This is a genomic window from Paenibacillus radicis (ex Xue et al. 2023) (genome assembly GCF_024722015.1).
Classification (GTDB): domain Bacteria; phylum Bacillota; class Bacilli; order Paenibacillales; family NBRC-103111; genus Paenibacillus_S.
This window is the reverse complement of sequence record NZ_JANQBD010000017.1, coordinates 148,230-160,851: the sequence shown is the minus strand read 5'-3', so window position 1 is coordinate 160,851 and position 12,622 is coordinate 148,230. Positions and strand designations below refer to the sequence as shown.

9 protein-coding genes are annotated in these 12,622 nt (G+C 45.5%); 7 read left to right on the top strand and 2 right to left on the bottom strand.

What is annotated here, in order from left to right:
• Window positions 1-20 precede the first annotated feature (20 nt).
• The 4 genes from NV381_RS22855 (at window position 21) to NV381_RS22840 (ending at window position 5,952) form a co-directional block, all read left to right on the top strand.
• Window positions 21-1,769, top strand: coding sequence for an ABC transporter ATP-binding protein (locus tag NV381_RS22855; protein WP_258215600.1), 1,749 nt, complete (start codon window positions 21-23; stop codon window positions 1,767-1,769).
• Between the two features lie 78 nt (window positions 1,770-1,847).
• Complete coding sequence (locus tag NV381_RS22850) at window positions 1,848-3,980, top strand: ABC transporter ATP-binding protein (RefSeq protein ID WP_308862154.1); 2,133 nt, start codon at window positions 1,848-1,850, stop codon at window positions 3,978-3,980.
• Window positions 3,981-4,219: 239 nt separating this feature from the next.
• Complete coding sequence (gene ndk / locus NV381_RS22845; protein ID WP_258215599.1) at window positions 4,220-4,714, top strand: nucleoside-diphosphate kinase; 495 nt, start codon at window positions 4,220-4,222, stop codon at window positions 4,712-4,714.
• A gap of 122 nt (window positions 4,715-4,836) precedes the next feature.
• Complete coding sequence (locus NV381_RS22840) at window positions 4,837-5,952, top strand: aminopeptidase (protein ID WP_258215598.1); 1,116 nt, start codon at window positions 4,837-4,839, stop codon at window positions 5,950-5,952.
• Between the two features lie 97 nt (window positions 5,953-6,049).
• On the opposite strand, the gene NV381_RS22835 is transcribed toward NV381_RS22840, so the two are convergent.
• Window positions 6,050-6,919: an AraC family transcriptional regulator gene (locus NV381_RS22835; protein ID WP_258215597.1), complete on the bottom strand. Its 870-nt coding sequence runs from the start codon at window positions 6,917-6,919 to the stop codon at window positions 6,050-6,052.
• Window positions 6,920-7,056: 137 nt separating this feature from the next.
• Here NV381_RS22835 and NV381_RS22830 point away from each other — a divergent pair, with 137 nt between their 5' ends.
• The 3 genes from NV381_RS22830 to NV381_RS22820 all read left to right on the top strand — a co-directional run bounded on the left by NV381_RS22830 (window position 7,057) and on the right by NV381_RS22820 (window position 11,517).
• Window positions 7,057-8,343 (top strand): Gfo/Idh/MocA family oxidoreductase, encoded by a 1,287-nt coding sequence (locus NV381_RS22830; RefSeq protein WP_258215596.1) that lies wholly within the window; start codon window positions 7,057-7,059, stop codon window positions 8,341-8,343.
• Between the two features lie 129 nt (window positions 8,344-8,472).
• Window positions 8,473-9,600, top strand: a complete 1,128-nt coding sequence (locus tag NV381_RS22825) for an AbrB family transcriptional regulator (protein WP_258215595.1) — start codon at window positions 8,473-8,475, stop codon at window positions 9,598-9,600.
• Window positions 9,601-10,509: 909 nt separating this feature from the next.
• On the top strand, window positions 10,510-11,517 hold the full coding sequence (locus NV381_RS22820) for an EcsC family protein (RefSeq protein WP_258215594.1): 1,008 nt from the start codon (window positions 10,510-10,512) through the stop codon (window positions 11,515-11,517).
• Window positions 11,518-11,647: 130 nt separating this feature from the next.
• On the opposite strand, the gene dapA is transcribed toward NV381_RS22820, so the two are convergent.
• Window positions 11,648-12,526, bottom strand: coding sequence for a 4-hydroxy-tetrahydrodipicolinate synthase (gene dapA, locus NV381_RS22815; RefSeq protein WP_258215593.1), 879 nt, complete (start codon window positions 12,524-12,526; stop codon window positions 11,648-11,650).
• Window positions 12,527-12,622 lie beyond the last annotated feature (96 nt).

Genomic DNA, 12,622 nt, shown 5'->3' with positions numbered 1-12,622 from the left:
AGAGAGGAGAGAAAAGGATTATGCTTTCAGTGCTTGGGAAGTTAGGTTGGTTTTTCAAATTAGAATGGAAAAGGTATGCTATTGCGATCCCGTTGCTCGTTATTGCGGGGTTGATAGAGGTTATACCGCCGAAGATCGTTGGGGACATGATCGACTACATTCAGCAAGGCGCACTTGATTGGGGGCTGGTTACGAACACGCTTCTTCTATTAGCTGGGCTTGCTGTAATCATTTATTTTATCACTTATATTTGGATGTATCGTCTGTTTGGCGGTGCATTCGTAGTGGAGCGGCTGTTAAGATCGCGGTTGATGCGGCATCTTCTCCGAATGACTCCAACGTTCTATGAAAAGAACCGAACAGGCGACTTGATGGCGCGTGCCACTAACGATTTAAAGGATGTCTCGTTGACGGCCGGATTCGGTATATTAACTCTTGTTGACTCTACAGTATGGATCATGACCTTAATAGGTGTTATGGGATTTCTCATATCCTGGAAGCTGACATTGGCGGCAGTACTGCCATTGCCCATTCTGGCTATAACGATGCAGATATACGGAGGGTGGATTCATAAGCGGTTTAAAGCCGCTCAAGACGCTTTTGGCGTCATGAATGACGGAGTGCTTGAGACGATATCCGGAACCCGTGTTATTCGTGCATTCGTGCAAGAGCGTGAAGCAGAACGTAATTTTGGAGATGTGACTTCTGATGTATTAGGAAAGAACATTGCAATAGCGAGAATTGATGCGCTCTTTGATCCTACGGTCAAGATTATTGTCGGCTTAAGCTATCTTATGGGTTTAGTATACGGTGCCTATCTGGTGTTCCACAATGAGTTGACGGTTGGAGGGCTCGTTACTTTTAACGTTTATCTCGGGATGCTGATTTGGCCGATGTTCGCGATTGGTGAGCTCATTAACATTATGCAGCGAGGTAATGCGTCGCTCGATAGGGTAAACGAAACTCTATCTTATAAAGCAGATGTGGAAGAGTCGGTTGATCCCATTCGGATGGCAGAACCCGGTTCGATTGAATTCAATCAAGTTACCTTCCAGTATCCATCGTCGGAAGTTAAAAATTTAAGTGATTTGAAGATTAACTTGCTTCGAGGTCAGACTTTGGGCATTGTTGGACGAACGGGCAGTGGAAAAACGACGCTTATTAGGCAGCTGCTTCGCGAGTATCCGAAAGGAGAAGGGCAGTTATCCGTCTCAGAACAGCCGCTTCAGGATATTGCGTTTGATGATTTGAAAGGCTGGATCGGCTATGTGCCTCAAAATCCGTTCCTGTTCTCCCGTACCGTTCGGGAAAATATATTATTTTCCAAAGCTGACGGAGACCAGGATCAATTGGAGGATGCTATTGAATGCTCTGCATTCCGTAAAGATCTTGAGTTTTTGCCGCAGGGCTTGGAAACGCTTGTAGGCGAGAAGGGAGTTGCCCTCTCAGGCGGCCAGAAGCAGAGGGTATCCATTGCCCGCGCGCTGTTGGGCAATCCACAAATCTTGATCCTTGACGATGCTTTATCAGCAGTGGATGCCAAGACTGAAGCAGAAATCATCTCGAATATTCGGCGGTCCCGTGCTGGTAAAACAACGTTGATCGTCTCACATCGTTTGTCGGCAGTACGGCATGCTGAGCATATTGTCGTGATGGATGAAGGGCGTATCGTTGAGGAAGGATTCCATGAGGAATTGCTGGCTCAAGGCGGTTGGTACCGGGAACAGTGGGAGCGGCAGCAGGCAGAAGCAACGTTAGAAGGCGCATAATCCAGTTTAGACGCAGGCAAGGAAGCTTGCTGTTGTATAGCTCGGACAGCTTGGAGTAGAAAGGTGGAGGAAACATTAATGAGTGGTGAATTGGATTTGGAAATAGACCGTGAAGCGGTAAGGCGAGCGCGTCCGGGATTACGCTTATGGCAATATGCATTAATTTATAAAAAGACTATTCTGCTGGCATTGCTGATGCTGGCCATTGCAATCGGGACTGAGCTTACCGGCCCTTTTATAGCGAAACGAATTATAGACGTTCATATCGCTGGAATTGAGAAGCCTTGGTATGAAGTAAATGCTGGTGCTGTGGACAGTGTTGCTTACAACGGAGCTTATTGGAAGCGGGGGGACCGGATACAGCCGAACGAGCAGGTGAAGGAAGCACGTGTCCTTCAAGTGGGGCGGGATTTCGTCTTTGTGCCCGGAGGCATTAAAGAGGACGGGGAGCGTTCAATAAATTTGAAGGCTGACGGAGCCTTAGAGTTGTTGATAACCAAGAATAATACGGTATCGAAATATAATGCACAGCAGCTTATGAAAGAGCAATTGTTTGCATTTTATGAACCTGAAATTGGGTCTGTTATTCGTCTGGCATTGATATCGTTGGCACTGATTGCAGTATCGGCATTGTTTAGCTATGGACAGAGGTATTGGCTTCAGGCTTCCGCCAATCGTATTATTCAAAGGATGAGGGATGATGTGTTCGCTCATATAAACCGACTTCCGATACGATATTTTGATAATTTGCCGGCCGGTAAAGTTGTATCGCGGATCACGAACGATACCGAAGCGATCAAGGAGCTGTACGTGACAGTACTTGCGAATTTCTTCTCGGGAACATTGTATATCTTTGCGATTCTCGGCGCTATGTTTCTGCTCGACATACGTTTAGCACTCATTTGTATGCTCATCATTCCCGTATTAGTGGTATGGATCATCATATACCGGAAATTCGCAGCTAATTACAATCGGGTCATTCGCTCAACTTTATCGGAAATGAACGGGATGATTAATGAATCCATTCAGGGTATGCCGATTATTCAGTCGTTTCGCAGAGAGAAGAAGCAGGAGAAGGAATTCGAGGCATTCAATAAGCGGTATTTCGATTACCGGAACAAAATGTTGAATTTGAATTCTTTGACTTCCCATAACTTGGTAGGCGTTTTGCGTAATATCGCATTTATCGCATTGATCTGGTATTTTTCTGGCATATCGCTTGGCTCCGTAGTTGGAGGAGTTTCCCTTGGAGTACTCTATGCGTTCGTTGATTTCTTAAACCGCATGTTTCAGCCGATCGTTAATATCGTCAACCAGCTTCCGAACATGGAGCAGGCCTTTGTCAGCGCTGAACGTGTATTCGTTCTAATGGACGAAGAGGGTGAAGATGTCTCCGATGAAAAAATGGCTCGTTACAAAGGGAATGTTGTGTTTGACAACGTCGCGTTCTCTTATAAAGACGGTGAGCCTGTATTGAAAGGAATATCGTTTGAAGCGCGGCAAGGCCAGACTGTGGCACTTGTAGGACACACAGGCTCAGGCAAGAGCTCGATTCTTAACCTGATCTTCCGGTTCTATGATGTAGATTCGGGAAGCATCACGATTGACGGCAGGGAGATTCGAGGAATACCTCGCCAAACACTGCGCAGCCATATGGGCATCGTATTGCAGGACCCTTTCCTCTTTACCGGGACAATTGCTTCTAATGTGTCGCTCAACAACCCGGCAATTACAAGAGATCGTATTGAGAAAGCATTGCGGGATGTAGGAGCGGACCGTTCCCTGTCCCATTTACCTAAGGGTATTGATGAGCCTGTGATTGAGAAGGGCAGCACGCTTTCCGCAGGACAGCGCCAGCTGATTTCATTCGCTCGGGCGCTTGCCTTCGACCCTGCGATTCTTATCCTCGATGAAGCGACCTCGAACATCGATACCGAGACAGAAGCGGTCATTCAAGATGCGCTCGATATTGTAAAAAAAGGCCGCACAACCTTTGTGATCGCTCATCGATTATCGACAATAAAGAGTGCAGATCTAATTCTTGTGCTTGACCGCGGGGAGATTGTAGAACGAGGAACCCATGATGAGTTAATGGCGGTAGGCGGCAAGTATTATCAAATGTATGAATTGCAGCAAGGGAAAAAAGGAGCGGGACAATCCCGCACATCAGGCTCAAGCACAAGCGTGGGAACACCGGCTGCCGTTCTGTAAAAGTGTCAGAAGCAGCTGCTTGAAGACAATGATAGTGAAATAAAGAAAGCTGAATCAGCTGCCGCGATGCGCCTGATTTAGCTTTTTTGTATATGAAGGAGTCTGTGGAGCTTGCTGAGAGCCTATAAGTAAACATTTTTTTAGCTATGCAGGCAAGGCTTAGGAGTGAGAAAGCATATTTTGGGTAATAATGGAATGTTACCAAGATCATAACAAGACAGAATGGAGTGTGCAGGGTAATGGAAAAAACATTCTTAATGCTTAAGCCTGACGCGGTGCAGCGAAAAATGATAGGGAAATTGGTTCAGCGATTTGAAGATAAAGGCTTCGAGCTGATTGGAGCCAAGCTGATGAGAATGACAATGGCGCAGGCCGAAGCACATTATGCGGAGCATACAGACAAGCCCTTTTATGGCGAGCTGCTTGAGTTTATAACATCCGGGCCTGTGTTTGCCATGGTATGGCAGGGAAAAGGGGTTGTTGCTATGTCCCGTTTAATGATCGGAAAGACCAATCCGCTTGAAGCTTCGGCTGGAACCATTCGAGGTGATTTTGCAACAGATAAGGGCAATAATATTATTCACGGTTCGGACTCACCAGAGAGCGCGGAGCGGGAAATAACGAATGCATTTCAGCCGGAGGAGCTATTAATATTTGATCCGACGGAGGTTAAGCTCGAAGCGTTGCATGTAAATGAATATGGGGCCATACAGAACAATCATCCTCGGTTTTGAGGGTGATTGTTTTATTGTGTAAAGAAATTATTACATAGCACATCATGGCGAACAGATTTGATGTTTTTAGCAAAATTGGTTACATTGAATAGAAGTAAAAGAATAAAGGAGAGATGAGTGAAATGAGAGATCCGCGACTCAAGACTATGGCTAATAATTTGATTCGTTATTCCGTAAATTTACAGCCTGGTGAAAATATACTGCTTGAGATGATTGGACTGCCCGATCAGGAGCTGACTAAATGCTTGATTGAAGAAGTGTATGCGGCAGGTGGACATCCATTTGTTGAACTGCGCAACCCTGCTGTGACGCGCAGCTTAATGCTTAACGGAACAAAGGAGCAGTACCAGACTCTTATGGGGCTGGAGCTTCAACGTATGAAGCAAATGCAGGCCTACATAGCTGTACGCAGCGGAGACAACATTACCGAAACCTCCGATGTGCCAGAGGAACAAATGAAGCTCTACGTGAAGGAATATCAGCGTCCGGTCGTTGATCAGCGTGTCAATCACACCAAATGGTGCGTTATGCGTTATCCAAATCCTTCTATGGCTCAATTAGCCAATACGAGCACCGAAGCATTTGAGGACTTTTATTTCCAAGTATGCAACCTTGATTATAGCAAAATGGCCAAAGCCATGGAGTCGCTTGTCTCCTTAATGGACCGGACGGACAAAGTTCGCCTGGTTTCCCCAGGAACAGATCTGACCTTCTCGATCAAAGGCATTCCGTCTATTCCATGTGCAGGAGCACATAATATTCCTGATGGAGAGGTGTTCACGGCGCCAGTTAAAAATTCCGTAAATGGAGTGATTACCTACAATACACCAACCATTTATACGGGAACCTCGTTTGAAAATGTGATGCTGAAATTTGAGAACGGTAAAATCATCGAAGCAACAAGCAATAATACGAAGAAAATCAATGAGATATTGGATACAGATGAGGGCTCTCGCTACATTGGCGAATTTGCTATTGGTGTAAATCCGTACATCAAGCAGCCGATGAAAGATATTTTGTTTGATGAAAAAATCGATGGCAGCATCCACTTTACTCCTGGTAATGCGTATGAGGATGCAGATAACAGCAACCGTTCCTCTGTGCATTGGGATATGGTTCTTATTCAACGGCCAGAATTCGGCGGCGGAGAAATTTATTTCGATGACGTTCTGATCCGTAAGGATGGAAGGTTTGTCATTCCTGAGCTGGAGCAATTAAATCCGGAGCAATTAGTGTAAGTTGGTTTAAAGTGAAAAAGGGGCCTGGAGCAGCATGAAAATGCTGGCTCAAGGCCCTTTTTGGTTAAATAATAGCATAGGATAATAGATCCGGGTATTACGTTTTATTCAATTTTCGATATTGCAGCGGAGACATTCCGCATAAGGTTTTGAAAATACGCCCGAAGTGCGTGCTGCTCTCAAAGCCGACCTTTTCCGTAATGTCGGTTACCGAGCTGCGAGTTGTTTTCAGAAGCACCTGGGCTTCCTGCACACGCACCTGATTGACATATTCAACAACGGTAAAGCCTGTAACCTCCTTATAGATGCGGCACAAATAAAACGGACTGATATGAAAATGCTCTGCAAGTGATTTTAACGACAGCGGCTCCCGGTAGTTCTCATTGATGAAGACAACCATATCGGACACTTTTCGGTGCAAAGTGGTTGGATGCTCGGAGGTTTTGCTTTTGCGGTCAGTCTGGCGAATATGCCGGTTAATCAGCAGCATCAGTTCTCCAAGCAGCAGTTTTATATATCCCTCTGCATCCGGCTCGCCCTGCTTTTGCTCCCGCAGCATTTTGTCCATGATCGACTCTATAATAATTAATTCACGGGCATCGGGATGGAGCACTGGACCTTCCTCGAATATTTGCAGTAAATCCGGGGCAATTTCATTGTTTATCCGCGTAACGAACGCAGTCTTGAAATTGATCAATACCCGTTCATGATTAGGGGAATAAGATTCGGTTGTTTTATGCAGAACATTAGGCTGAATAAGCACCAGATCCCCCCTTTTTACATGATAGGAGCGGTCTTTAATGAAATAAAACCGTTCTCCCGCACGCATATAATAAATTTCAAAGGAGTCATGCGAATGATTCTGAGTCATATTATAAGGACCTGTGCGAATGGAATGATCCAGATGGAAAAGTCCATGATCTGAGGAAAATGCAAGCTTCATCTTGGATGAATGGCTGTCTTTCATGAAATGCTCCTCCAATGATTATGCAGATATTGACTGCAAGAAATGTTGAAAAAAAGATTTTTTAAGCAATTATAGTGCTGTTTTATTATAATTATTGCGCTATAATCACAATAACATAGACAAGGGAGGAAGAATAGATGTCAACTCGTAAAAGATATGCACTCGTTGGTACAGGTGGCCGTGCCAGTTTTTTTTACTCCGCCATTGCCAAGGATTTTAAAGAAACTTCTGAGCTCGTCGCATTTTGCGATGTAAACCAGACTCGTATGGATTTTGCCAATAAAAAAGTGGGAGCACATGGTGTTGGACCTCTTCCTACCTACAAATCCGAAGAATTCGACCGCATGATTGAAGAGTCAAAGCCGGATTTCGTAATTGTCACAACCGTTGACCGTACTCACCATACTTATATTATTCGCGCAATGGAACTTGGCTGCGATGTCATTACTGAAAAACCGATGACTGTAGACGAAGTGAAATGCCAGGAAATATTGGATGCTGTAAAAAGAACAGGCCGCCAGCTGCGCGTAACATTTAACTACCGTTATTCACCACATAACACGAAAATCCGCGAGCTTATCGCTGATGGAGTTATCGGAGATGTGAACTCCGTTCATTTTGAATGGCTGTTAAATACGAAGCATGGCGCGGATTACTTCCGTCGTTGGCATCGCGACAAACGCAACAGCGGCGGTCTGCTGGTTCATAAATCGACTCACCATTTCGATCTGGTGAACTTCTGGTTAGGCACTCAGCCTGCTACTGTGTATGCTCTTGGTGACTTGATGTTCTATGGCCGCGAGAATGCCGAGAAACGTGGAGAAACGAAGTTTTATTCCCGTGCTCATGGCAGCGAATATGCTAAGAACGATCCATTCGCTTTGCACTTGGAGGATAACGGTAATCTGAAAGCTATGTATTTGGATGCAGAAAAAGAAGACGGTTATTATCGTGACCAAAGCGTATTCGGCGATGGCATCAATATTGAAGATACAATGGGCGTTATGGTTAAATACCGCAGCAATGCGTTTCTAACTTACAATCTGTACGCTTATGCACCTTGGGAAGGCTTCCGTGTTTGTTTTAACGGAACTAAAGGCCGCATTGAAATGAACGTAGTTGAGCAATCCTATGTCAACTCCGGTGGCGAACAAGGTCTGGAAGGCGCGGTAACAGGGAAGAAAATTCTTGTGCATCCTTTGTTTGATAAGCCATATGAAGTAACGGTAGAAGAAGGCAAGGGAGGCCATGGCGGCGGAGATCCGGTATTGCTCAATGATTTATTCGGTGAGCCAGCTCCAGATCGATTCAACCGTGCAGCATCTCATGTAGATGGTGCGATGTCCATACTTACAGGTATTGCAGGAAACCGTTCACTTCGTACAGGTCAAGCTGTGCAGGTTGCGGATCTCGTGAAATTTTAGAGAAAAGCTTAAATGAGTTCATAGAGGAGGCCGTACAACACTTTCATGTGCTGTACGGCCTTGTTTTGATATAATAACAGAAAGTATACGATGAACGTATTGCAGGTTCTAAGAAAAGAGGAATACAACATGAAACGGATATTGGAAACGGTCCTCATCACCTTTGCGGGTGGGATGCTCTTTACCCTTCTGCATGTGCCGCTGAGCTGGATGCTTGGACCCTTGGCGGCGGTTCTGGTATGGACTGTTTGTACACGACGAAGTTTGGTTTGGCCGATTAGGCTGCGCAATGGGGGCTTACTGCTGCTTGGCTACAGCTTGGGACTCTCCTTTACATTGAACAGTGCCAAGCAAATCTCCTCGCAGCTGCCATCCATGTTTATAGCTACGTTGCTGACGATAGCTTTCAGCTTGGGTATTGCCTTTATTACCGCCCGCCAAACGGGAGTGAGCCCGGCTAGCAGTGCCATCGGCAGTATACCGGGAGGATTATCTCAGATGATAGTGCTGAGCGAAGAAATCGAAGGGGCAGATAAAGCCGTAGTAGCTTTTATGCAAACCATCCGCTTGCTTATGGTAGTATTTGTGATCCCCTTTGTCGCTGTCCATGGACTTGCTGATGGGCTTGGTGCTGGAGGTGCGGGGGTAGGGAGCATTGCGAATGGAGGCAGTGAGAACACACTTATAGGTTCCCTGCTGAGCTGGGGTGAAGCATTGCTCTCCCGGCCCATATTCTCATTTCTGATTTTTATGGGCGTGGCCGTTGCCTGTTGGGCAGCGGTGAAGCTGCGTTTCCCCACAGCCTATTTCCTGGGGCCTATTTTGGCCGCTGCTACTTTTACAGTCGCAGGCTTGGAGCCGCCGCATCTACCTTCTTTATTTGTACTGTTGGCCCAGTGGAGCTTAGGCATATACATGGGACTGGGGATAAAACTGAGCAGCCTTAGCAATTGGAGGCGACTGCTGCCGTATACCGTATTAGGTAATGTTGCTGTAATCGGATTCTCCATAGGACTATCCTATGCATTCAGTCTAGTCCTTCCTATGTCGTTGTTGACAGCATTTCTAGGCATGTCCCCGGGCGGAATGACGGAAATGGGGGTTACTGCTGCTCTTGTCGGAGCTGACGTTTCGTTAGTCGTTGCTTATCAAATGTTCCGCATTTTATTTATTTTGTTTATTGTTCCATATGCACTTCGATGGGGGTTCCGATATTTCCGCAAAAATGTTGATGTTCATTCTAGCGGGAAGGCTTGAACAATTAAGGGATGTTAGTCGGTTAGCCTGAACTTGTCAAGTTGCCGGTGTAGGAGTTGCTTGAAACGGTTCTAAAGTGAAATTAATGTGGGACGAAGGCTGAGACGAAGCTGAAGAGGAAAGCGACGAGAAAAGTGACGAGGTAAGCTAAGAGGAAGGCTGCGAGGAAGGCAAAGAGGAAGGCTGAGAGTAAGGCTGAGAGGAAGGCCGAGAGGAAAGTGAAGAGGAGAGCGGCGAGGGTCAAAGCGAGGTCAAAGGCGAGAGCGAAGGTAAGGCCAGAACCTAAAGCAAAAGGGAGAGCAGAGACGAGACCAAAGTCGGAAGCAAAGCCGAAGTCAAAGTTGAGACCGATGCCGAGACCAGAGTGAAAACAGGGAGCAATGCCGAAATCAAAGCGAAAACAGGGACCAAAGTCGAGAGTAAGGCGAAAATCCAAGTAAAAACCAAAGTCAAACCAAAGTCAAACCAAAGTCAAACCAAAGTCAAACCAAAGTCAAACCAAAGTCAAACCAAAGTCAAACCAAAGTCAAACCAAAGTCAAAACCAAAAGCAAGCTCCTATCCACTGTTTAACATATTAACTGGAATTTCTGGAGCTAATATTCCCCTTTTCTTCCTTGAAAGGAGTTTAACTGGAAATCGTCCATCTATTTTAGTGCGTATGTGGGGAAATTGCCCAAAAGGGTGATATTAACGGGAGTTTTATCCGTTAAGTTAGATATTTAGGTAATGTGGGCTATATTAGCGGGAGTTTTTCCAGTTAGATTTGATCTAAAAGGAGAGGATCGCTGATTGATTGCATCAATTACTTGTTTTGATGTAGAAAACAAAATATACGCAAGTTTTAATAATTGAACCTTTTTTCGCCAATCTTACGTATTGGAAGGGGAAAGGAGAGGATTAAAGATAAATGGAAAATAAAGAACAGCTGTTGCGGGAGCTTCAAACTATTATTCGATGGGAAAAAGAACAAAAAGATTTGTGGTTCTGGGAGAAACTCGGTCGGCTCCCCTTCGTCTTGTTGGATAAATGGACACCAAAATTAATTCAGGACAAAATAGAGCTAGCTTTGAATGAAATAGGTCGATTTATCCAAACCGGTGGAGATTACCTTGTGTCTGAGAAGACAATTCAGGACAAGCTTCAAAGGGAATTTCGCCAAGCGGAACCTTGGACCGAGGAGATCAAAGAATTGCAGGGACTTGAAAAGGTCAAAGGATACGAAGAGGTCAAAGGACCCGAAAAGATCAAGGGATACAAAGAGATCAAGGAACCCGAAAAGATCAAGGGATACGAAGAGGTCAAAGTATACGAGGAGATCAAGGGACCTGAAAAGATCAACGAATATAAAGAGGGCAAGGGACCCGAAGAGATCAAGGAACTCAAGGAGTTGCCTCTTGGCGTGATGGATCGAGTAGCGGACCAGCTAGGGGAAAGCCGAACAAATATGGCAACTGTTCAAGGAGCGGCGACCGGATTTGGCGGGTTGTTCACTATAGTAGCGGACATACCCGCCATGTTGGGGCTGTCACTGAAGGTATTGCAAGAATTGGCAATATGCTACGGCTTCAATCCAAAGGATGCAAGAGAGCGTACCTTCATCATAAAGTGCCTGCAGTTCTCTTCTTCCGACATTGTAGGCAAAAAGGCAATTCTTGAAGAACTGGCTGAATATGATAGCGAAGATATCTCTGTCCAGGTCATGAGCCAACTTCAAGGCTGGCGCGAGGTTGTCTCCGCTTACCGGGACAGCTTCGGCATGAAGAAATTATTTCAGCTCGTGCCCATAGCTGGAACTCTATTTGGCGCTTACTCCAACCGAGAGTCGCTTCAGCAGGTAGCGGAGACTGGTAAAATGCTTTACCGCAAGCGAAGGATTATGGAGAGGCTGCGGCAATTGGAAGAAGCATCTGTTTAATATACGCAACTTGCGGCAATTGGAAGAAGCATCTGTTTAATATACGCAACTTGCGGCAATTGGAAGAAGCAACTGTTTAATATACGCGACTTGCGACAATTGGAAGAAGCAGCTGTTTAATGTATGCGACTTATTTTGTCTGTAATGAAGCTAGCTGCTGCTGAAGCTGAGTGCTTATGCGAGTCAATGGAAGCCGCAAGTCATCGGACATTATTAGCAGCCGTTGGGCAAGCAACCATTTAAGCGGTGCGGGATTGGGCTCAGTGAACAGGAGCCGGATTAATGGAAGCAGATCGTCGAACAGAAGCTTGGCTTCGCCCGTCTGCCCTGCCATAAAAAGCTGATACAATCGAACAAATCGATCAGTACCTATATGGGCTGAAGCAAGCATACCCCCTTGAGCCCCGCAGCAGAGTGACGCATAGAAATGCTCATCATCCCCGCACAGAACTGGTTTTGATCCAACCCGGGATAATTCCGAAACCAATTTAATACTGCCAGTGCTGTCCTTAAGGCCTATAATATGATCCATTTCCATTATAGTCCGTACAGTATTGACCTCCAATACAACCCCAGTACGGTGAGGAACATCATACATAATAACCGGAAGGCCCGCAGCTGCCAGACTGCGAAAATGTTCAATAATTCCTTGCTGCGAGGGTCGACTGTAGTAGGGAACAACAACTAGCGCAGCATCAGCTCCATGGAGCCCAGCTTGTTCGGTTTTTTGCAGGGTAGAAGCTGTGCTGTTCGTTCCTGTACCAACTACTATTGGAATTTGTCGAGTGGAGTCAACTGCCATACGTGCAGTTGCTATTAGAAGAGGTACTTCGTTCGATTCAACAGCAGGCGATTCGCCAGTGGTTCCATTGACAACCAAACCATGGATACCTTCGGTAATTAAATGTTGGGCGAGCGATCCAAAGGACTCCAGGTCAAGCTCTCCATTAGCATTAAAAGGTGTTATGATAGGAACATAAATTCCACGAAGCTCATGTGATTGTAACATTGCATCCAACTCCATTCATTAAGTGTGTATGGATACTTTAGCATGGATTCAATCATCATAGTTATCTATAATAAATGATGAGCATGATCATTATTT

Excerpts from the sequence above, each read along its gene's own strand:
- NV381_RS22855 (WP_258215600.1), top strand. The coding sequence starts at position 21 with ATGCTTTCAGTGCTTGGGAAGTTAGGTTGGTTTTTCAAATTAGAATGG.
- NV381_RS22850 (WP_308862154.1), top strand. The coding sequence starts at position 1,848 with ATGAGTGGTGAATTGGATTTGGAAATAGACCGTGAAGCGGTAAGGCGA.
- ndk (WP_258215599.1), top strand. The coding sequence starts at position 4,220 with ATGGAAAAAACATTCTTAATGCTTAAGCCTGACGCGGTGCAGCGAAAA.
- NV381_RS22840 (WP_258215598.1), top strand. The coding sequence starts at position 4,837 with ATGAGAGATCCGCGACTCAAGACTATGGCTAATAATTTGATTCGTTAT.
- NV381_RS22835 (WP_258215597.1), bottom strand. The coding sequence starts at position 6,919 with ATGAAAGACAGCCATTCATCCAAGATGAAGCTTGCATTTTCCTCAGAT.
- NV381_RS22830 (WP_258215596.1), top strand. The coding sequence starts at position 7,057 with ATGTCAACTCGTAAAAGATATGCACTCGTTGGTACAGGTGGCCGTGCC.
- NV381_RS22825 (WP_258215595.1), top strand. The coding sequence starts at position 8,473 with ATGAAACGGATATTGGAAACGGTCCTCATCACCTTTGCGGGTGGGATG.
- NV381_RS22820 (WP_258215594.1), top strand. The coding sequence starts at position 10,510 with ATGGAAAATAAAGAACAGCTGTTGCGGGAGCTTCAAACTATTATTCGA.
- dapA (WP_258215593.1), bottom strand. The coding sequence starts at position 12,526 with ATGTTACAATCACATGAGCTTCGTGGAATTTATGTTCCTATCATAACA.